Origin of the sequence: Pseudoalteromonas sp. B160, assembly GCF_037162485.1 — a bacterium.
Lineage (GTDB): Bacteria > Pseudomonadota > Gammaproteobacteria > Enterobacterales > Alteromonadaceae > Pseudoalteromonas > Pseudoalteromonas rhizosphaerae.
Map to the genome: position 1 here is coordinate 1,170,592 of NZ_JARLUX010000001.1, position 22,455 is coordinate 1,193,046.

At 40.5% G+C, this 22,455-nt stretch carries 16 protein-coding genes and 2 pseudogenes; 9 read left to right on the forward strand and 9 right to left on the reverse strand.

Features of this window, described 5'->3' with window-relative positions; genetic code table 11:
* Window positions 1-39: 39 nt before the first annotated feature.
* Window positions 40-3,065: pseudogene (locus P4S61_RS05430) on the forward strand (TonB-dependent receptor domain-containing protein).
* 117 nt (window positions 3,066-3,182) lie between these two features.
* Here P4S61_RS05430 and P4S61_RS05435 read toward each other — a convergent pair.
* Complete coding sequence (locus tag P4S61_RS05435) at window positions 3,183-4,301, reverse strand: ISAs1 family transposase (RefSeq protein ID WP_337117895.1); 1,119 nt, start codon at window positions 4,299-4,301, stop codon at window positions 3,183-3,185.
* A gap of 97 nt (window positions 4,302-4,398) precedes the next feature.
* Window positions 4,399-5,511 (reverse strand): cell division protein ZapE, encoded by a 1,113-nt coding sequence (zapE, locus tag P4S61_RS05440; protein WP_182734533.1) that lies wholly within the window; start codon window positions 5,509-5,511, stop codon window positions 4,399-4,401.
* A 58-nt stretch (window positions 5,512-5,569) separates the two neighbouring features.
* On the opposite strand from zapE, the gene P4S61_RS05445 reads away from it, so the two are divergent.
* Window positions 5,570-6,268 (forward strand): pseudouridine synthase, encoded by a 699-nt coding sequence (locus P4S61_RS05445; protein WP_337117912.1) that lies wholly within the window; start codon window positions 5,570-5,572, stop codon window positions 6,266-6,268.
* Between the two features lie 83 nt (window positions 6,269-6,351).
* Window positions 6,352-8,021, forward strand: a pseudogene (locus tag P4S61_RS05450) (methyl-accepting chemotaxis protein).
* A gap of 66 nt (window positions 8,022-8,087) precedes the next feature.
* Here the strand turns inward: P4S61_RS05450 and P4S61_RS05455 are convergent.
* Both P4S61_RS05455 and P4S61_RS05460 read right to left on the reverse strand, forming a co-directional pair.
* Complete coding sequence (locus P4S61_RS05455; RefSeq protein WP_149983146.1) at window positions 8,088-8,861, reverse strand: YggN family protein; 774 nt, start codon at window positions 8,859-8,861, stop codon at window positions 8,088-8,090.
* Window positions 8,862-8,965: 104 nt separating this feature from the next.
* Window positions 8,966-11,395 (reverse strand): zinc-dependent metalloprotease, encoded by a 2,430-nt coding sequence (locus tag P4S61_RS05460; protein ID WP_337117913.1) that lies wholly within the window; start codon window positions 11,393-11,395, stop codon window positions 8,966-8,968.
* A gap of 161 nt (window positions 11,396-11,556) precedes the next feature.
* On the opposite strand from P4S61_RS05460, the gene P4S61_RS05465 reads away from it, so the two are divergent.
* Window positions 11,557-12,525: a class 1 fructose-bisphosphatase gene (locus tag P4S61_RS05465; protein ID WP_145234740.1), complete on the forward strand. Its 969-nt coding sequence runs from the start codon at window positions 11,557-11,559 to the stop codon at window positions 12,523-12,525.
* Window positions 12,526-12,678: 153 nt separating this feature from the next.
* Here the strand turns inward: P4S61_RS05465 and P4S61_RS05470 are convergent, their stop codons facing one another.
* A complete protein-coding gene (locus tag P4S61_RS05470; protein ID WP_182819850.1) occupies window positions 12,679-13,005 on the reverse strand; it encodes a hypothetical protein in 327 nt (108 codons plus the stop codon).
* A 57-nt stretch (window positions 13,006-13,062) separates the two neighbouring features.
* Between P4S61_RS05470 and P4S61_RS05475 the strand changes: the two genes are divergently transcribed.
* The 3 genes from P4S61_RS05475 to P4S61_RS05485 all read left to right on the forward strand — a co-directional run bounded on the left by P4S61_RS05475 (window position 13,063) and on the right by P4S61_RS05485 (window position 17,641).
* The gene (locus P4S61_RS05475) at window positions 13,063-13,440 is read left to right on the forward strand and encodes a DUF5522 domain-containing protein (protein ID WP_337117914.1); all 378 of its coding nucleotides are present in this window, start codon (window positions 13,063-13,065) and stop codon (window positions 13,438-13,440) included.
* Between the two features lie 207 nt (window positions 13,441-13,647).
* Window positions 13,648-16,032, forward strand: coding sequence for a TonB-dependent receptor (locus tag P4S61_RS05480; RefSeq protein WP_337117915.1), 2,385 nt, complete (start codon window positions 13,648-13,650; stop codon window positions 16,030-16,032).
* Window positions 16,033-16,096: 64 nt separating this feature from the next.
* A complete protein-coding gene (locus P4S61_RS05485) occupies window positions 16,097-17,641 on the forward strand; it encodes a tetratricopeptide repeat-containing sulfotransferase family protein (protein ID WP_337117916.1) in 1,545 nt (514 codons plus the stop codon).
* On the opposite strand, the gene P4S61_RS05490 is transcribed toward P4S61_RS05485, so the two are convergent.
* Both P4S61_RS05490 and P4S61_RS05495 read right to left on the reverse strand, forming a co-directional pair.
* Window positions 17,610-18,464, reverse strand: a complete 855-nt coding sequence (locus tag P4S61_RS05490) for a sulfurtransferase (RefSeq protein ID WP_337117917.1) — start codon at window positions 18,462-18,464, stop codon at window positions 17,610-17,612. The two genes, P4S61_RS05485 and P4S61_RS05490, sit on opposite strands and share 32 nt — an antisense overlap.
* Window positions 18,397-19,632: a capsular polysaccharide export protein, LipB/KpsS family gene (locus P4S61_RS05495; RefSeq protein WP_145234728.1), complete on the reverse strand. Its 1,236-nt coding sequence runs from the start codon at window positions 19,630-19,632 to the stop codon at window positions 18,397-18,399. Before P4S61_RS05495 ends, P4S61_RS05490 begins: the two co-directional genes overlap by 68 nt.
* Window positions 19,633-19,867: 235 nt before the next feature.
* Between P4S61_RS05495 and P4S61_RS05500 the strand changes: the two genes are divergently transcribed.
* Together P4S61_RS05500 and P4S61_RS05505 are read left to right on the forward strand one after the other, a co-directional pair.
* Window positions 19,868-20,110 (forward strand): hypothetical protein, encoded by a 243-nt coding sequence (locus P4S61_RS05500; RefSeq protein ID WP_337117918.1) that lies wholly within the window; start codon window positions 19,868-19,870, stop codon window positions 20,108-20,110.
* A gap of 2 nt (window positions 20,111-20,112) precedes the next feature.
* Window positions 20,113-20,883, forward strand: a complete 771-nt coding sequence (locus tag P4S61_RS05505) for a CDP-glycerol glycerophosphotransferase family protein (RefSeq protein ID WP_337117919.1) — start codon at window positions 20,113-20,115, stop codon at window positions 20,881-20,883.
* Window positions 20,884-20,919: 36 nt separating this feature from the next.
* On the opposite strand, the gene P4S61_RS05510 is transcribed toward P4S61_RS05505, so the two are convergent.
* Complete coding sequence (locus P4S61_RS05510; protein ID WP_182734519.1) at window positions 20,920-21,321, reverse strand: adenylyltransferase/cytidyltransferase family protein; 402 nt, start codon at window positions 21,319-21,321, stop codon at window positions 20,920-20,922.
* Window positions 21,318-22,097 carry a CDP-glycerol glycerophosphotransferase family protein gene (locus P4S61_RS05515; protein ID WP_337117920.1) on the reverse strand — a complete coding sequence of 260 codons (780 nt, stop codon included), beginning with the start codon at window positions 22,095-22,097 and terminating at the stop codon, window positions 21,318-21,320. Before P4S61_RS05515 ends, P4S61_RS05510 begins: the two co-directional genes overlap by 4 nt.
* Window positions 22,098-22,455 lie beyond the last annotated feature (358 nt).

The window sequence follows — 22,455 nt, forward strand, 5'->3', positions numbered from 1 at the left end:
ACATTAGTTTTATCAAGATTCAATATGTAAGGGAAATCTGTGAGCAGTATATTAACAAAAAAATGCGCATTAGCACTGGCGATCACAGCAAGCTTTTCAGGCCAATTAATTGCAAATGATAAACAAATTGAACATCAATTAACGCCAAATAAAACAACGATAAAAGAAGAGAAACAAGAAGCCCCTGAAAAAATAGTGGTGACTGGCTCTCGCTTAAAGCGTGATAGTTTTTCTGTTGCCACACCACTAGTGACTATGGATCGCGCGGCGATTCAAGACACTGGTTTAGGTAACTTATCTGATGTTCTTGTTGATAACATGCCTGCACTTAGCCAAAGTATAGGCAACAATACAAGTCAATCGAGTATTTCTGGCACTGGCCTTTCAACCGTTCAATTACGTGACTTAGGCGCTAATCGTACCCTTACTCTTATTGATGGTCGCCGTGTAGTGTCAAATAGCTACGGCGGTAACTATGTAAGCTTAAATACCATTCCAAGTGGCATGGTTGAACGTGTTGAAATAATCAGTGGTGGCGCATCTGCAACTTATGGAGCCGATGCAGTCGCTGGGGTCGTCAATATAATTACCCAATCAAAAAAGAAGGCTTTGATTTTCAGGCTCGTGGTGGCCAAACCACTGAAGGTGGCGGCAAAGAGTTTACTCTTGATTTAAACTACGGCGATTCATTTGCTAATAATAAAGGGTATGTGTTTTTTAGTGCTAACTGGGACCGCGATTTTGGCATTAGTTACTATGATCGCGATCGTGCAAAAATAGAAGCCGCACATAGCTATAATAACACTCTTATGTGCAATCAAATGATGACCGAAAGTGGCTCTAAATGTATGCGTGACATTACTCAAGCTGATTGGGTAAGTAAAAGTGATGGCACCTTAGGCGGCGTTTTTCTAGAAAACAATAACAACGAAACGCAATTTTGGTATGACGGTCAAACACTGCGTGATGACTGGAAAGGCAATGAAGAAATATACGGTATTAACTCAAATCAGTACGTAATGCTGGATGTACCAAGTGATAACCTGTCAACAGCTGTAAAAATCGATTTTGATATCAGCGACGACATCATGAGTTACTTCCAACTGCAATATAGTAAAAGTGGCTCGTTCAACAGTAAGTCACCTGAAGATGAATATGAGGGTGCATTCGTACCGCGTTATGATGCTGTAACAGGCGATCCAATCGCAGATATCGCACCGGGCTACATTCCAATTAATAACCCGTATGTGCCACAACAAATCTTAGACGCAAATCCATACAAAGACCGCATTTATTGGGATCGTCGCTTTGGCGAAGTCGGTAATATCAGTACTGATAATGACCGTACCACTATCCGGACATGGGCAGGCCTACAAGGTACTATGTTTAATCACCAATGGGATTGGGATGTATCAGCCGGATATGGGCAATTTAAACAGCATCAAATCCGTAATAATGAACTGAATGTAATAAATTTAAATCAAGCATTACAAGCGGAGAAACTTGCTGATGGCTCTATTCAATGTATAGATGAAGCAGCCCGTGCAGCAGGCTGTGTACCAATCAATCTATTTGGTGAAGGTTCAATTACTCCAGATATGGCCGACTGGATCCGTAGCAACCCGATTATTGATACAAAGATTCAGCAATATACAGTGATGGGTTACATCACAGGTGATTTATTTGAATTACCAGCAGGGAGTGTTTCTGCGGTATTTGGTGGCGAATATCGTAAAGATAGCCAAAGCTTAGATACCAGTGAGGACATGAAAGTTGGCGGTATTACGTTTAACGTTGTTCCTTCGTTTTATGGTGAAGTTGAAGTCTATGAAGCCTTTGCAGAATTGGCGATTCCACTACTAAAAGATGCCCCTCTTGCAAAAAGCTTATCCGCTGAAACCTCGTTACGCTTAGCTAATTACAGCATGGAAAACGTCAATACTGTAGCCAGCTATAAACTAGGTTTACTATGGCAGCCAGTTGATGGCTACATGGTACGCGCAAATTATGCTCGCGCACAGCGCGCTCCAACGATTACCGAATTGATGTCTCCACCGCGTGGCGATTTCGACTCATATGATGATATTTGTGATGGCTTAACGGCGACCTCAACTAAGCCAGGTCATGATAATTGTCGTTTAGAGCCAACTCTTGCTAAACAGCTAGCTGAGGATCCTAACTTTAAATTCGACAGCGAAGATAACAATTATTCTCCAGGTACAGGTAACCCTAACCTTAAAGAAGAAACGGCCGATACCTATACCTTTGGTGTAACACTATCACCGGAGTTTTTCCGTGGTTTTAATCTCGCCATCGATTACTACGATATTGCCATTATTGATGCGATTGATGAGATCAGTAACGAAAATATTATGAATGAATGTTACGATTCTGAAGCAGCTTGGGGTAGCAATAATGAGTTCTGTAATGATATCACCCGAAATAACGAAGGTAACATTATCAAAATTCTACAGCGTGAATATAATTTAGATGAGCTGACAGCCCGTGGTTATGATGTAGTCGCGACTTATGATTTTGATATTGGTAGTTATGGCGAAGTATCTTTAAAGCTTGACTACAATCACGTTATTGAAAACTCACAAACCTATGAAGGTTTAGATGGCAATAACGTAGTTACTCATTATGCTGGATATGGTCGCAGTAAAGACAAAGCCGCGATGTCAATTGCATGGAGTTTGGATGACTTGCGTATTCGTTGGCGTACCAACTTCTTGGGCTCTTTTAAAGCCGATCAACAAGATGAAAAAGATTACCTAACGGCCGTGTTAGAAAACAATGAAAACTGTGCCGCTGCAAGTGCAGACTGTATTTCCAACCCAGAGCCTCTTGCTTATCAAGACTACGGCTCATATATAAAGCATAGTTTATCAGCTTCTTACACTATGGCCTTAACTTCAAACAGCGACTTACGCGTGTTTGGTGGAATTAATAATATATTTGATAATAAAGGCGCATTCTACCCAAGTGGCAACGGTAATTATTACAGTGGATATGGCGGTGGTACTGGTCGTTATATGTACTTAGGTGCGCAATATAGTTTTTAAATGATAGCGTCTAAAATTTATTGCTAACGAAGTGTTAATGATTCGTTAGTTTTATAACTACTAGGTTGTTGTCAAAGGTACGTATCGCAAGAACCAGGGCAAGAGCATGAAAAAAGTCTATGATTTCAATACCTTTTCAAGGTAATCTGTACTGCGCATAGCTTTTTTCTGTTTTGCGGGCATGCCTTTATTAAAGCTTGTTTCTGCTTTTAGCTGATTAAATGCGATGTGTCTCAGCCCCGCAAATACAGGTGCTGCACCTTCACGCCTAATTCGGCAATCATCTTCTTTAAATCCGACATCTAAACGCCAATGTAATCCATTCTCTATTTGCCAATGTTGCCGTGCGGATCTTGCGAGTTCTTCCGCCGATAGATATGCTGAACTGATGTAGTATCTATAGCATAACTCATTGCTTACTTTGTTTTTTTCTTTCCTATAAGAAACAATAACTCCCACTGTTTTGGCATCTTTCCAATTGCTCGTTTCTGATAAATCACTTACGTTATGACTAACAGCACAACACCTGAATTCTTCTCTGTTTTTATGATAATCGGCTTCATTAAACAAAACTCCTTCGGACGCTTGTCGTGTGACCTCAGGTAATAAAGCATTCTCTACTTGTGACAGCAGTCCTTTATGGTTCGCTTTTACTGCCAGTAGGTAATCGGCTTGTTTATCCACTATTGTCTCTGCAATTGATTTTTGACACCCCATAGCGTCAATCGTGACTAAGCAGCCTTTTATCTCCAGTAATTCAAGAAGCTCTGGTAACGCTGTTATTTCATTCGACTTTTTATCAACAGGGCATTGCGCCAAAACAACACCATTTTCGCACGCAAATGCACTGACCATATAAAGTGCATCGCGCCTATCTGACTGATTAAATGAACCTTTCAATCGCTTACCATCAATCGCAACTACATCGCCCTGAGTTAATTTAGAACAGTCTTTCATCCAAGAAGAAAAAGAATCTTGAAACTGCGTCATATCAATGCGACTCATCACACGAGCGATTGTGTCATGGCGAGGGATACCTTGCTCAAGAGGAACGTACTTCCTGAGCCAATCTAATCTATCATGGCCAAAATCTTCAATATCTTCCCAGCCTTGGCACCCAGATATGACAGCGCTGACAGCTAAGAATATGATATCAAAAAGTTTATGGACAACTTTACCCTGCTGGCGAGGGTCGGCAATTGATTCGAAATATTTAAATAGTTGAATATCAGGCATGGGGGCTCCTTAAAAAGGAGTATAAGATCATACTTTTAAGTCAAGGTAAAGTTCGTGATCTTGCCCTGTCGCAAGAACGTACCTTTTTTATTTAAACCTAGAACCAGTTTTGCATTTCTATTAATCTTGACTCGGTGCGTGCGTATTCAAATGCCAGCTTTTTACCTTGATATAAATCAGCAATGCCAACCTCGCTACTCAGTATCAATAACTTGCCACGGTCGTAAAATTCATCCACTAAAGCAATAAAGCGTCGCGCTTCATCGTCTAGTGTATGTTCTTGTAAATCTTGTTTTTCACGCTGATAGCTATCTTCAATACCATGCACTATTTGCTTACCTGTTGCCGCAGCGCCCATTACTGGCACATTACAGATATACACACGCTGATAGTACTTTGCTAAATGAATATAATCAGCGGTACTACGCGGGCCTGAGCACAACGCCATAAAATCAAACATAATGGCATTATTGCTGAGCCTTAAACACGCCAGTTTACGCCCGTAAATAGAAATATCAGTTGCTGTTTGTAAGTTATCTGCAAAAGCCAAAAAATCAGCATCCAGTTCAGAGTTAGCCGAGCTGTTAAAATAATGAGTTGCGTGCTTACCAAAACGAAATCGGTGGTCAACAGAGCCTGTGACATTAATAATATGACAATGCGCTTTAATTAACGCTATGGTGGGTAAAAAGCGCGCTCGCTGCAAGCCGTTATAATAAAGCTGCTCAGGTTGACAATTTGACGTAGCAACCAAAATGATGCCTTTGGCAAACAAGGCTTTAAATAGGCCGGCCATGATCATAGCATCGCCAATATCAGAGACAAAAAACTCATCAAAACAAATTAATTTAAGCGTTTCTGACCACTCATTTGCTATTTTATCCAGCGGGTTTTTAACCCCTTGCAACTGTCCTAGACGAGTATGTACTTGAGCAATAAAATGATGGAAGTGTAAACGTGTTTTTTGTTTAATTGCTACAGTCTCAAAAAACACATCCATTAGCATCGATTTACCCCGTCCAACAGGTCCATACAAATAAATGCCTTGCAAAGATACCGATTTTTGCCACCAATGATGCGGTTTATCAATGGCAATTGCGAGATTGTCTAGTGCATTCACCGCTGCTAATTGGGCATCATCAAATTGCAATTTACCGGTGGCTATTTGCTGTTGATAATATGCTAATATTTGTCCACTGTGTACTGTCATGCGTTATCACGATCCGTTATACTCGCCGCCATTGTAGTCGACTAGAAGTGTGAACCCAATGAAATTCCCTTGCCGCCTAGATAAATTTATTAGCCATCTAGCAGAAACGCCACGCACCAAAGCGAGAGCAGGAATAAAGCGTAAAGATGCCAGCGTAAATGGCGAGGTGATCAGCGCTTATGATCATCCAATCACAGCGACAGATAACGTATTATGGCAAGGTAAGCCGCTAGTTTTTCTAGGTAAACGCTATTATATGCTGAATAAACCGGTCGGTTATGTATGCGCCAACAGTGACGAGTTACACCCAACGGTATTTGATTTACTCGATGAACTTAACATGAGTGATTTTCATGTTGCAGGTCGGCTTGATCTCGATACAACTGGGCTTGTGATCATTACCAATGATGGCGATTGGTCACATAAAATCACCTCCCCAAAACATAACAAATTTAAGACTTACCTGATTGAAACACAAGAACCTCTAACGGATGATGCGCTGGAAAAACTTCGCCAAGGAGTGCAATTACACAACGAAAAAGAACTAACCAGACCCGCAATTGCAGAGCAACTTGCCACATATCGTATGCGTCTGTCGATCTGCGAAGGTAAATATCATCAGGTTAAACGCATGCTCGTTGCAGTAGGCAATAAGGTCGTTGAATTACATAGAGAAAAAGTAGCAAATATCGAGCTTGATGAGGCTCTTGCTAGCGGAGAATATCGACTCTTAAGCGCAGCAGAAATCACGCTTTAATTTACCCGTAATGGAAACTTGAGTAAAAGTCACGTCTAATTCCCATATTATTGTTAATTAAAGCTAACATCTGGCCGACAAACATGGTAGAAAATCATGGTCATAAAAATAATAAGGGGCGCGATGTGCTGTCAGGTTTAGCATTAAGAACTAAAATAATTTTGTTCGCTGGAGCGATGTTTGTAGCACTCAATGCTATTGCATTACTGGGCTTACAATCTCTTCGCCACGCAAGTGAAAGCGATAATATTGCCCGTATCAATCAACTCATGAAAAGCACGACAAATATTGTCGAGCAATTTGAGTTACTTGCTAAAAATGGGCAACTAACCGAGCAACAGGCGCGTGAATTTGCCACGCAAATGTTGCGTGAAAACAAATACCACGACAGTGAATATGTGTACGTAGTGAATGATAAACTCGACTTTATTGCTACACCTCACGATCCGCAGCTACACAACACCAGTTTTAATGATTTCAAAGATGCCAGCGGTAACAGTATTGGTCGTATGGTTGAACAATTAGTCGGTAATCAAACCAACAAAATTATTACCTATCATTGGGATTCTGTCCGTGATGGTGAAACCGTTGACCTAACCTCTGTGGTGCAAAAAACCCCTTACTTTGGTTGGTATGTTGGTACCGGATCAGCGAAAAAGAAGTTGATGAGCGTTACTGGAATACCGCTAAGTGGTTACTAGGCTTGTCACTACTTATTGCCCTTGCTTTAACTGCTGCAATTGCTCGCTTTGGTATTTCTTTAAGCAACGCGTTAGGCGGTGAAGTCACTGAGGTAATTGGTATTGTTAAGCAAGTTTCTCGTGGCAACTTAAATTCGCATATTCGTACTGACGCCCAACCTGAAAGCATTATTGCTGCCATGCACTATATGCAACAAGGGCTACGGGGTGTAGTTGGCAGTATTAAAGATGTTACTGATAGTCTAAAAAATCAGAGTTTAGATAACGAATCCCGCTCAACTGAGCTTGATAAACTGACCCGCAGCCTAAACGAAGAAACCCATATGGTCGCATCAGCTATCACTGAGCTAACAGCCTCTGCGCAAACAGTGGTTGAGCATGCCGAGCAAGCCGCCTTTTCAGTACAAGAAGCCGAAAGCCAAGGACAAAATGCCAGTCATTTAACTGCTGAGGCAGCAAATACCATAGCTCTTTTAGAGCAACAAATTGACAGCGCTGGTAATAACATCCAACTCCTTGATGATGAAGTAAATAATATTGCAAATGTGCTTACTGTTATTCAAAGTATTGCCGAGCAAACTAACCTGTTAGCACTCAATGCAGCCATTGAAGCTGCCCGTGCCGGTGAACAAGGAAGAGGCTTTGCGGTCGTTGCGGATGAAGTACGTCAACTAGCGCAGCGCACGCAAACTAGCACAGAAGAAATTCGTACTATGATCGGTAAATTACAATCCGCCACTAAAGATGCAAAAACTTCAGTTAACTTAAGTATTGCCACCAGTGAACAAACCGTAGCGAAATCTAAAGATGCCAGTGAAGAGTTGCAGCGTGTTGCTGCATCTTTGAGTGCCATAGCACAAATGAGCCATCAAATAGCCATTGCAGCTAAAGAGCAGCTCGATGCAGGGGAAGACACAGCAAGACGCATTGTGACCATCTCTGACACCGCCTCACAGACCGCAGACCTATCGCATCAAGCCCACGCCGCAACGGACTTGATAAAAGGACTGACGAGCGATTTAGAAGCTGAAACCGGCAAGTTTAGATCCTAGTAATTGGTTACCTAAAACTAAAAAGCCCGCGTTAATTACGCGGGCTTTTTAATTGAATTGATTAAGTTAAGATTTAATTTGTACTAAATCAAAATCAGCCATACTTGGTACTATCATTTGTAATCGTGATTCGGTGACATCAAGCGAGTTTAAACATTCACAGTATTCTGAGGCTTTTAACTCTAACTGTTGAGCTTTTTTCTGCAATGACTTATCGATTTCTTTTGAAATAATATCCATGCGCTGTCCCATGTCATTGATACGATCTTCAATATTACCTTCGCGGGACTTAAATGCATCACCTAGAGAAACTAAAATAGCGCCGAGAGAGCCATGAACTGCAGAGTGAATTTTTTGACTGATCTCTTCGGTAAAAAAATCATCAATTTTAGATAGTGATTGTGGGGCAATAAAAAAGAAATCATCACCGCGTTTAAATTTATCCATTAAAGCGCGCTCAACATATTGCAGTTGCGTTTTTAGCACTTCCGACTCTTTGTCCGACATACCTTCAACAACTTGCTCTATCGCACTTAAGCCAAGATTAACACCGTCAGTTGCCAACTCTACCAACTCAGGCACCGTATCGCGAATACCCGCGCTAAACTGTTTTAACACTAGGGTTTCATCTGACGTTAGATCAATCCAATAGCCACGGATAAATAGTTGATTATCATTATTTATTTGTACGCGGGTTTGGCCCTTATCAACAATACGAATGACATCATCAGTGATGATCAAACCATGCCTTAGCTCTACTTCGCACACGGCTTTAGCGCTGACATTAAGACTTGATAGTGCTATGGACATCGCCAATATCGAACGAGATAAAAACGCCATAAACACCTCAAAAAGACTAAAAATGGAAGGCGGCTAGGTTAACAAAAAACCAGTTTTATGCAAGAGAAACTAGGCCCTAGCTTCTAGGGCCTTATAGATAACATTTAAATTGGTGATCCTGGTGGGATTGGTAATGCAGTAAAATTTGTAGGCCAATTGCCGGTAGCCAGAAACTGTTTAATTTGATCGGCTAAGTATTGCTTAAACGCACTTTCACCAACATCAGCACTGCTAAGTAAAGACTCTTGCTGATACGCCTTACTCAGTTTTACTAAGTAATAACGCAACTGAGCTTGCACCTCTGGAGCAACTTTATCACTGGCGACTAAATCAGCAAACTGCTTTGCTGTTAATAACTGCACCCGCTGAGTGATTTTGCCTGCCATGCCTTTTTTACTCTGAATCAAAAACACCTGCTGATAAACTTTTGCAAGCAGTTCATCTAAGCTAAAAAATGCATCACTGCGCGCTTGTTGCTGTGCTAAACGATTTAATCGTTGGCTATTTAGCAATAACGCTAAACTATGTTGTGCAGCCACTTCGGGTAGCGCCATTGCATCTAAGGTTAAGCCAGTGCGGCCAACAATGCTTTCTCGGCTTTTAGATTCGCCATAGGCCTTGGGTGGAATTAGCGCTAACACTGATTCTGGTAATACTAAATTGTCAGCATTTAGGGTAGCTAAGATGGCCTTTAAAGCGAGCTGTTGAGTTGCCTTTGCAACAACTTGTGCACCTTTTACCATACCTTGACCACGTACTTCGTAATCATAATCAACACCTGCAATCAGTTTTACAGCAGACTCGACCTGATAACGATGGAATAAATACAGCGGCACCAGCATCTCTTCTAGCTGAGATAGTGACGTCCCTTCTTTGATATTGTTAATACCAAATTTAGCGAGTGCTTGTTGTCTTACGTCAAGCACTCTTAATAGCTCTTCACTTGGCGAACTGCCGTTATCCCATAAATGAGCTGTTGGATGCGCGCCACCTTGCGCTCGTGCATCACTATCAGAAATAAACTCCAGCCCTTTAGCTTGGTTATCCGCTAAAATTGCACTTAGTTCTGCATCTTCATCAAGGTTACGAAAATCACTGTAACCGTACTTTATAACTTGCGTATCCCACTGCCCCATACCTTGTGCATAACCTCGGCTCACATCGAGTTCACCTTGGTCATTAAAGCCCACTAGTGGGTGCGGATAATCCATCACCGAAGCACGATCAGCCACTGACGCAGAGAAATTATGCGCTATACCAAGTGTGTGACCAATTTCGTGAGCACTGAGCTGGCGAATACGATCAAGTGCCATTGCTTGTAACGTTTTTGCCACTTCATTACCTTCTAAATAAGGCGCTGCAAGTGCTTCAGCTATTAAAATATCTTGGCGCACACGCAGTGAGCCTAATGTAACGTGACCTTTTAAAATCTCACCTGTACGCGGATCGATCACCGAGCTGCCATAAGACCAACCGCGCGTTGCACGATGCACCCACTGGATCACGTTATAACGCACATCCATAGGATCGGCGTTATCTGGTAACACTTTAACAATAAATGCATTTTTATAACCCGCTTGAGAAAACGCATCATCCCACCATTTTGCGCCATCGAGTAACGCTGTTTTTACCGGCTCTGGTACGCCTGGATCTAAATAATAAATAATCGGCTCAACGGGGTCGCTAATAGGTAAGCTTGGGTCTTTTTTCGCTAGACGATGACGCGGAATATAACGTACCAACATTGATTCACTTAATGGCGCGGCATAATCTTTATGTTCAATACTCCAATAACCTGATTGCGGATGAAACGCACGTGGCGTGTAATTATCATCAGGTAACTGTATTAAAGAGTGATGCATATGCACGGTTAATGCGTAAGGGTCAGCACTGACCTGACGAATATACTCACCCGGTTGAGTGCCATTAAATGTCAGCACAGCTTCAAGTTCAGTATTTTTCATAAACGCTTTTGAGCGATCCATATTTACTGCACTGCGACTTTCATCAAGGCTAAAATTGCCTTGTTTACGTGCAGCAAGCGTTCGACCCACACCATGTACATCGCTCAGTAAATAGGGCGTGTAATCAATCAATACAGCTTGCGGGCTTTGTGCAACCACTTTAAAACCCGCTAAAATACTTGATGCAAAGGCTTCTTGAATACTTTTTTGTTCGGCTTTATTGCTGGTATTTGCACGGTAGTAGGTATTAATAGCCCGTAACATCACTTTATCGCCAAAGCGCTCAAACTGTACAAGATGCGTATTGCCTAACTGGCCGCGATCAAGGCCAATATCGTTAGAGCCGACACCATAAGGCAAGCTTTGCTGTAATAAAAATTGCTGCTTGAGTTTATCAACTTTTAAATAAATTTTACCGTTTTGAGTGTCGTAATAAAAAGAGAAGTAGCTCGGAAAATGATTCATTTGTTCAGTAAAATCATTAATAGACTTAATTGCTGCGTGCGCTTGGGTTATCATAGTTAGCAACACAGTAAAGAGTATGTAACGTATCAATGGTATTTTTTGCATAATCTTATCTTTGTTATTCGCGTTTTAAATACGGTTAAGGTGTGTCCAGTATAGGATGTTGCACCTAAAATACAGTTATTTAAGACGAAATTCAGCGCTTGCTGTGATGATCCCTCTCACCCTATGATTATCATGGCCCATAACGTTATCAGGAAAATAGAATGCGTAGACTACCTCCGGTATTACTTGAAGACGGTTGCCCTAGAGAGTTAATATCACTGATCAGAACGATTTTAGCGGCCTGTAAAGAAATTTCATTCCGCGTCGGCCAAGGTGCCCTGTCCGGTGTACTAGGTTCAACGCTTGATGAAAACATTCAAGGCGAAACACAAAAGAAACTCGATGTTCTGACCAACCAACTACTTAAAGATATTTTACTGGAGTCAGGCTACGTAAAAGCGATAGCCTCAGAAGAAGAAGACTACACAGTAGCTGGCAACCCGAATGCAGAATATATCGTTGCGTTTGACCCACTTGATGGCTCATCAAATACCGATATCAATTCATTGGTTGGTACTATTTTCTCAGTAATGAAAGCGCCTGAAGGCTCAGATCCTGCAGATCAAAGTATCTTTATGCAGCCGGGTAAAAGCCAAGTCGCTGCGGGATATGTATTATATGGCCCATCTACAGTGCTTGCATTAACGACTGGCAAAGGTACACGTTTCTTCACGCTAGATAAAACACACGGCAGCTTCTTATTAACTCAAGATTTTGCCCAAGTACCAGAAGAGACCAACGAATACGCCATCAATGCGTCAAATCAACGCCATTGGCAGCCTGCGATGCAAAACTACATAAATGACTTAATGGCTGGCGAAACAGGCCCACGAGCGCGTAACTTTAACATGCGCTGGATTGCCGCCATGGTCGGTGATGTTCATCGCGTGTTATGTCGCGGTGGTATTTTTACCTACCCAACCGACACTAAAGATCCAAACAAACCAAATAAGCTACGCCTACTTTACGAAGCAAACCCAATGGCTATGCTGATCGAGCAAGCCGGCGGCATCGCCTCAACTGGCACAGAACGCATTATGGATATTCAACCCGACGCTATCCACCAACGCGTAGCGGTGATTTTAGGTTCGAAAAACGAAGTAGAAACCTGCTTGGGATATCATAAGTAATAGACTTTAGGATAGAGGAGCTAGGTAAAAGGCTCTAGGAAAGTGATTTCCTCAGATAACAATCACATCGTAGGCGCGGCTTTATGCCGCGTTTTTTATTTTCAGCCATATCAAGGCGAAGTTAGCCGCAATATCCCTAGAACCTAGCCCCTACTAACTTGCTAATAATTCAACCAACTTCGCAACTTTACTCTTATCAAGCTCGCCCATTTGTTCGCTGTTGCTGAGGGCATAGATAACCCCTTCGACGGCGCTATAGTCGATGTCGGTTCTAGATTCTATAACATTCGCCCACAACTCCAGATCGTCTAAATCAATCTCATCTGCTTGGCAGCGAGTGAGCACATCCAAAACAGTTGCGAGCGTCAATATGTAAATTGGGCCTTGGTTATCTATTGTTGATGCAACAATAATACTTATTGCCTCGTCTTTGTATTTACCAAAAGTGACAAATTCTGCTAACGCTTGTGCTCTGTTCATTTTTAATTATCTGTTATCCTGTAACTGACTATTTCATTAAAGATTAAAATATATCTAATGACTATTTTAGCCTGCTCGCAATGCCAAGCGACTCTTAACTGCAACGTTGATGATATCAATGCCTGTTGGTGCAATGAGCTGCCTGCTATTTTACCGCTTGATAGCACAACCACCAGCTGTTTATGCAGAGATTGTACGTTGACTAAAATCAATCTATATTTAAATGCCCTCTATCAGCAACCACTTAAAAATCAGCTTAGTTTTGCAGCCTCTTTCTCTAGCCATAATCCCCTAATAGAAAATCTCGATTATACAATGCAGAACAACTATATGGTGTTCTCACGCTGGTTCTTTTTAAAACGTGGTACATGTTGTAAAAACAATTGTAAAAACTGCCCATTCAAAAACACAAAATTAACAAGTGATGCAAAATAGCACAAAAACCATAAAGAGAAAAAATTCATACAAATATTAATATGCAATAAAAACTCTTTAAAGCACTAAAAAACGTTTTTTGATGAATATTTTATCTATATAATTGCATATTAATTTCCGTACCCTTTCAGCCATCTTGTTTATCTTTTTATAACATGCTTTCTTATTAGAAAATGACAACCAGATAAACAAAAAACAGGATAATCAATGAAACAGTTCAAGCCTAATATTGTCGCTTGCGCAATAGCCGCCCAATTTTTTACTGCCGGTCATGCTGTTGCAGCGGAGCAACAAGTTGCAACAGAAAAAGCAATTGAAACAATTCAAATTACCGCGACTCGTCGTGCGGGCTCAGTGCAAGAGGCACCACTTAATATTACCGCCCTTGATGGTGATGTGATCAAAGATCAAAACATTGGTGATCTTGAAGATGTGGCACGCTGGGTGCCAGGTTTAACTATTTCTGATCAAGGTGGCCGTGAAGGTTCACCGATTATTGTCCGTGGCTTAAATACCAATACTTCAGATCGTATTTCTGATGGTGGTACAGTTGCCACTTACGTGGGTGAGATTCCACTTAATATTGATTTACGTTTAACAGACGTAGACCGTGTTGAAGTGCTTATCGGTCCACAAGGTACATTATACGGAGCGGGAACATTAGGTGGTGCAATTCGTTACTTATTAAAACAACCTCAGCTCGATATTACCGAAGGCCAAGTCACTGGTGATGTGTTTAGCTTAAACGAAAGTGACGGCACTGGCGGTGAGTTTGGTTTAGTATTTAATACGCCGTTAATTGACGATGTATTGGCTATTCGCGCTAGCGTCAATTACTACACCAACCCAGGTTATATCGATTATAACTTCGTAGTACAAAACCCAGGCGTATCAAACCCAAACCCTGATTTTACCAACCCACAAGATGTCAGTGCTAACTTGCGCAGTGTCAGTGATGTAAATGATGAGCAAATTACCACAGGTCGTGTGTCACTGCGTTGGCAAGCCAACGAAGCAGTAGAAGCAACGCTAAACTATTTTTATCAAAAACAAGAAAATGGCGGTAATTCTACATCGCAATATAATTCATTAAGTGACAGCAGTGGCCTACAAGGGATGGTTGGCCAGTATGAAAATGCCGCGCGGATACTTGAGCCTGGTGAAGAAGAAAACGACTTATTAAGCTTGGAAATTAAAGCGGATTTAGGTTTTGCTGAACTTGTATCTGCCTCTGGTTGGTCAAGCTATGAGCAATCTGGACAACGTGATCAAACTGATTTGCTTTACGACATATGGACTGGTTATGCAGAATTTCCAGCGTTTGTTGCGCAAACCTTGGATACATCAAAACGTGATAGTTTCACTCAAGAAATTCGTTTAGTGTCTAACTCTGATAGCGCTTTTAACTGGATTGTCGGTGGTTACTACAACAAGCTTGAAACTCACTCAGACGATCGCGAATACACACCCGGTTTAACTGAGTTTTGGGGCGATGATATTCCTAATCTACAACAAGATCTCGAGTATATTTTAGTCAGTGACTCTGAAACCACTGAAAAAGCACTATTTGGTGAAGTAGGTTATGCGTTTACCGATCAATTCAATGTAACCCTTGGTGCGCGTTTTTACGAATATGATGTATCCACTACTTCAGGCTCAGCCACACCGTTGTATTCAGGTGATTTTTCATCATTAGATCAACTTGCAATGGTGAATACGAGCGCCAGTGATAACGGTAACTTATTTAAATTTAACGCTAATTACACTTTTGAAACTGGTGTACTAGCCTATTTTACCGTTAGTGAAGGCTTTAGGATTGGTGGTGGCAACGGCCTAGCTCCTTGCCCTGATGTGTTACCTGAACAACAAATTGTCTGTGCTCTACCAAATGAAATTGGTTATGAACCTGATACCACTGTAAATTATGAACTTGGTTTTAAATCGAGCTGGTTTAAAAACCGCCTACACTTTAACGCGGCATTATTTAATGTTGATTGGAAAGACGCGCAAATCGGTAGCACAACCGTAAATGGTCAGGAGTTGATTACCTCAAATGCAGCTACTGCTAACTCTAAAGGGGTTGAAGTTTCAAGCCGTGCAATCATCGCGGATAACTGGACTGCTTATGCCACATACGCTTATGCCAAAGCGCAATTAACTGAAGATTCTCCTGATGTATTTGGTGCAGGAGTACAAGGCGGTGAAGATGGCGACCGCTTGCCAGGTGCGCCTGAGCATCAATTCTCGTTTGGTCTGCGTTACGAACAAGATGTATTAGATAATAAACTTTTAAGCGTAAATTACGGTATAACAGCACAGAGCGATACGATCACTAAAATTGGCTTAAAAGCTGATGGTGAAACGCTTGCAGGCTATGCCTTGAGTAACTTATCTGCCAAGCTAACCGGTGATATGTGGTCGGCCACTCTCTATGTTGATAACTTATTCGATAAGTACGCGTTCACCTCTGTACGTCGAGATAAGTCTTGGATTGATTCGAAAGAACTTCCTGAACTACAACGTGTGTATGGTCACTACACTACAACACCGCGTACTATCGGCATGAAGTTTACGTATAACTTTGAACTGTAATAACGGTTATCTATAAATTAAAAAAGCCTTGGTGTTTTACGCCAAGGCTTTTATGCTTATTGCCATGCTGACATCGATACAAAAAAATCTACAACAACAAATTGAGCACGCTATTAATCATAGCAAGCTTAATGACGCGCACTTATTACTGATCAGTAATATTAAAAACACACCAGATGATCACTTTAGCTATTTTTTGCTAGCGCAAGTAAATGTTGCAGCAAATGATATAAGCAAAGCAAATAAACTCTTAAACAAAGCGATTAGTATTACGCCCCTACCTTTATATTTTGCTCACTCAGCCAAATTTGCCGTACTGCGCGGGCAGCTGTTAGATGCGCAGCAATATATAACTGAAGCAATAAAACATCCATATTATGAAGTTATTGAATGCGATTTAATTGCTAATGTACTGACTCGTTTAGGCCATTATCCACTGGCGCTCGAGTGGCAATTACGGGCCTATAAACATGCTCCTGAAAATCCACAAATCTGTTATAACTTAGCAGTGGCATATAAAATAATGGGGCAATTTAGTGATGCAATACTGCTACTACAAATGCTTGTTAAACAGTATCCGCAACATTTTCAAGCTCACTATTCGCTAGCTGAACTTAACAATAACAAGCAGGCTAAGCAGCATTTACAACAGCTGTTAACTTTAACCGAATACGCTAAAACGCCGATGCAGCAACAATTTCTGCACCATGCGATTGCACTCAATTACGAGCACTGCGCTGATTATAAGCAAGCCTTTGCCCACTTTACTACAAGTAAGCAAGCGATCTGTCAGCATGTAAAATATGATGCGCAAGCTCACAAAGCATTTAGCCAGCAACTGATAACCTTAAGTCACAGTTATACGCCGTCCTTAAGCGACAACGATTTTACTCCGATATTTATTGTTGGTATGCCGCGCTCAGGGACTACTTTGCTAGAAAAAATAATGAATCAATCAGATCTGGTGCAAGGTGTTGGTGAACTCAATGATATTGCCCAGGTTTGCCAAGGTAATAATGCTCAGGCATTAAATAGCGTGGTGCTCAATGACGCATATAAAAATGCTGCGTTAATGGCGCAGTTGAGTCAGTATAAACAGCGTATTAGTCAACTAGTAGCAGCACAGCTACGCAGCTGCGACAAACAGCCATTTAATTTTTACTATATCGATTTAATTTTAGCGGCTTTCCCGAAGGCTAAAATCATTTGCATGCAACGAGGCCGAAAAGCTAGCTGTATAGCTAATTACCGCCAACTCTACAGCCCAGCCAGTGCGTTTCATCACTATAGCTATAACCTGCAAGACATCGATAGTTTTTATCAAGATTACAGCTCTTTGATAAATCATTTTGCAGCAAAACACCCGGATAATGTGATGATTATGCAATACGAAACATTAGTATCAGAGCCAATCACAAGCACGCAGCTGCTCTATGATTTTTGTGATTTACCTTGGCAAGTTAAGTGTCTGGATTTTCATAAGCAACATAGCCCGTCGGCAACAGCAAGCAAAGTACAAGTACGCCAGCCTCTCAATAAGAAAGCCATTGATTACTGGCAGCACTACGGATTTGCGTTTAACGCGAAGGACAAGGACCTGTTTCGATAGGTAGTTCGTCTCGGCCGCCCCACTCACTCCATGAGCCGTCATAAACATGCAGATTTTCATATCCGCACTCATCGGCAAATAACGCCAAGATGCATGCAGTAACGCCGGAGCCACAACTAAATTGCAAGGTAGTTTGCAGATCTGCTTGATCGCCAAGTACAGCCTCGAAAGCAGCTTTAATGTCAACGAATGGTTTTGCTTCGCCATCATCCAATAATTCAACAAAAGGTAAAGCGCGGCTATTAGGAATATGGCCGCTGCGCATCCCAGATCTCGGCTCTGCCATTTCACCTAAATAACGCTGATAACCTCGTGCATCAAGTAGTACGGTATGTTCATCATCTATGCCCTGAAAGACTGCAACCGCATCAATAAAGTAACCAACTCGCGGTTTGGCAACAAAGTTACCTTTATGATAATGGCGGCTATATTCAATTTGAGTTAAATAACCCAACGACTGCCACTTAGCAAGGCCACCACCGAGTACTTTGACATTATCAAAGCCCATGGCTTTAAACATCCACCAACCTCTTGCAGCACTAAATAAGCCTTGGTCTTCGTAGATGATAACTAAGGAATCTTTATCAACCCCCATTAACTGCATCTGCTGAGTAAATTGCTCTGCACTGCACATGGTATGCGGTAGCGGATTGTCTTGATCGGCTAATTGCTTTTTAAAGTCAAAACGCTGCGCATTAGGTAACTTAGCTTCTGGTTTATACTCTCCCAGCTTACCTGGACGCACCATACCGGCATCAAAAATAATCAGCTTGGGGTCGTTTAAGTGCTCGTTCAACCACTGGCAAGTTACGATGTTTTTCATTGTTATCCTTTACTTCATTAATTTGCTGAGAAAAAACATCCAATCCTAACAAACGTTTTTCAACAGCATCAGCATGTTCTTTTGAGCAATCTTGCCACCTTCCTTGGACACTGTAAACATGCTTTAAATAATTGAAAAATTGATTTCTAAGTTGAGCATTGAATTGCCAACCTTGGTTCATTTGCGATATTTTTTCACTTAACTCCTCATTATTGCGCGCATGTAAAACCAATTCATCAATGTTATAGCAAGCCTGCCCAAGCGTAATAACACGGCGCCCTAACAATAACGCCTCTAGTCCGACGGTAGAATTAATCGTGATCACGGCCTGTGCATTTTCTATTAAATCAGCCGTCACATTGCCGTTGGCAAATACTGCCTGAGGGTGCTTTTTATATAAATGAGAATAGTGTTTATGCCAAGAGGGGTGTTCTTTAAATACCACTTTTAACTCTGGATCATTTAGTTTTTCAATCGCTGTCATTACTTCTGTAAATAACATCTCCATTGAATTAATCCAGGGCGAATAACAAACGATTTGCGTATCATGGGGAACCTGAAAAGGCACGAAAATATACCTTGGCGGTAACTTACTCTGTAAAAATGCTTTACGTTTTTTGTGATTTGATCGAGGCATTAACGCTAAAGCGCTTAAATCAGATGCATATGATGATTCAAAATTAAGGTAAAAATTTCGATCACGCTTAATTGCAGATGCAAAGTTAACACCTTTAGGATCTAAACAGCTAGTATTTGGCAGCAAGCCATTTTCATAATAAAAAACGTTAATTTCTAGCTTTTTCGCCGCTTTTACTACTGTGATATTAGGCAGTTTATGACCATTCCAAATAACCAGATGTGTTGGTTTTTCCCGAGTAAGTAACGCCAAATACTTAGCGTAGCGACAACGCTCGACAAAATTGAGTAGAAGGTAATAAGGTAAGATTAACAAGTAACTATGCCAAATAGCATGCTTTGCTTGTTTACGCTTTATCTGAGTAGCTATTATATCGTCAAAAGACGCTTTAAATGCCTCCGGTAAGTACTTTAATGCACGCAGTATTGGCTTACCAAAAATATGTAAACTAGCACTTAAATTTAGTTGAGTGATTAACTTTTTATAGTAGCGAGCATGTACATTGCGACGAGATACGAATAAAAAGTGCATAGAGTGCTTATACCAATTTTAATATTTGATATAAATACTAAGCCGTAATAATGACTTATTTATGAATGAAGCGTTACAATACTTTATTAGCTACTTAAAAGATGCAGATCACATAGATTTATTTTACTGTAGTAAAATTGTATTATAGGCGGTAAAACTTAATAAATAAGATGGCGTTATCTAATTCTTCTGCCACATATTGAATTACCAATTAAAAGTCTAAAAGCGACCCATTATGCCTAAACATTACTTGCTTTATGTAGAACAACCTTACAGCTTTGCTATTTTACGCCCAATTCAAGATGCAATTAGAGCAAATGGAGATAAAGCCTGCTGGTTTATTACAAAAAGAAGTGGAATTGCCAACGGCTTGTTAGAAGGAGAGCAACAACTTAAAAATATTGAAGATGTCAAAAACTTTAATCCCTGCGCAGTGTTCGTACCTGGAAATGTAGTCCCAGATTTTTTCCCTGAGTGAAAGTGCAAGTTTTTCATGGCTTAGAATATAAAAAGAAAGGTCATTTTGCTATTCGAGGTTTTTTTGATTTGTACTGTACTCACGGTCCTCTTACAACGGAACCATTTACACGCTTAGCAGAAAAATACCGTTATTTTAGAGTGATAGAAACTGGCTGGCCGAAACTTGATCCTTATTTTAATTACGAAAAACGGCAAAATGAGAAGCCCGTTATCTTATATGCGCCAACATTTTCGCCAAATTTATCTTCTCTCGAGATTTTATTTGAGCAAATAAAATCACTTGCAAGTAGTGGTGATTACGATATAAAATTGAAGTTTCATCCAAAAACTAAACCTCAGTGGCAAAAGCTTTATCAGACTCTGGCTGAAATGGAACATTTTGAAATTTGCCAAAACGATAACTTAATCCCATTAATTCAACACGCTGATGTGGTTATTTCAGATACATCAAGTGCAGTCGATGAATCATTATTATTAGGCAAACCCGTTATCACCTTTAACAATAGCCAACCTCAAGATGCTTTAATTAATATCACAGCTGCAGAGCAATTAACTAACGCGCTAGAGCAAGCATTATCTTTCAGCGATGAGCAGCAACTGAAAATTAACCAGTATATAACTCAAGTACATCCTTTTACTGATGGAAACAGCGCTCAACGCATACTAGCAGCAACTGCACAGATTATTGAGACCGGAGTTATGCAAAAGCCGCTTAATCTACTGCGCAGATACAAAATCCGTAAAGCGCTAAACTATATGAAATTAAAGTAATTAAATCGAAGGTGGGCAGGCCCCACCTTACAACATTTATTGCGATAATGGATTACGTACCACTTCAATAATTTCAGTGGTTGAAATTGATGGGGTTCGAGTAAGGTATTTAACATCACACAAGCTTTTAAATTCATCAAAACGTCCAGCCCAATCATCCCCCATTACTAATAAGTCAGCATTATGTTCAGTAATGTACTCACCTTTAAGCTCTAATGATTTCTCAATAAACACCTCATCAACGCAACGCAATGAACTGATTATTCTCACTCTATCTGCTTCACTGTAAACTGGATTACGGCCTTTTTTTGACCTATTAAGAGCATCTGAAGATACACCTACAATTAAGTAATCACCCAGTGCTTTCGCTCGCTCTAATATATTGATATGGCCAACATGGAAAATATCAAACGTCCCAAAAGTTATTACTCGCCTCATTTATTTTCCTCTAAATAGTTAGCAATGCGCTCAGCAGATAAGCCATCCATTTTACCAGCGAGCAACTTAATAAGTCTCGCCCTATTTTCTTTAAAAACGTCACTCTCGTAACTAGATTGACTAATCATATTGGCGAGATCTTGATAATGCTTAGCAGGGTAACAAATTTCATTAAAATAATGAATATCATCATCCAAACGCCCTTTCAAACGAAATGAAAAAATACCACGGTAACTCCAGCGTAATTTATAGAAGTCACACCATATAACGGGTTTATCTAGTGCAGCAAATTCAAAAATAGCTGACGATGCGTCTGAAAGCATAATATCGGCAACCGCAATAAATGGTGTTAAATCAAATTGATTTTCATCCGCAATATAAACATTTGTGTGTTTTTTCCAATTAGCTAATTTAAAGCGTTGTTTTTTATAACGTGGTTTTGTAAGCGTAAAAAAGTGTGGTTTTATAATTATATTATAATCTGCAAAGTCATCCGCAAAATGGTCGCTCATACACTCAATTGAACTTGGATAAAATGTAGGCGCATATAGCAATGTTCTTTTATTAGGATCAAGACCGAGCTTTTCCAGTGATATTTTTTCAACACTGTAGTCAAATAGAGGATCTAACTTCGCATAACCTGAGTCAATAAAAGTACCGTTAGGATAAAGGCTTTGTAATCGATTTTTCCGATGTACCCCTTCAACAAACCTTACAGTCATTCCTGCATTTGATACATCGTAGTAGCACTGTTTGGGGCCAATTCCGTGTTGCATCAGTGCTGTTTTTTTATTTAACTTTTCGCTTTGTGGAAATGCATTACCAAATATAATCCAATCAACTTCACTTTTTGGTAAAAAGCAAAAGCCTGACTGGTATCATTTAGCCAAACTGCTGATAGCCGATTGTCTGCAATAAACTTATTGCAAACAGAAATTAGTTTCGCATCCTGCGATTTATAAAAAATCAATACACATTTATGCCCTTTTTTGGTCAGCTTTTTTATAACTGGTAAGTATTGAGGGATATAATAAATATGCAAAACATCAAAATACACGAACATAATTTACATTAATTTAACCAAAAACAAATGCCATTGTACAGAAACCATAATTTTATTTCAGCCTAAACTAT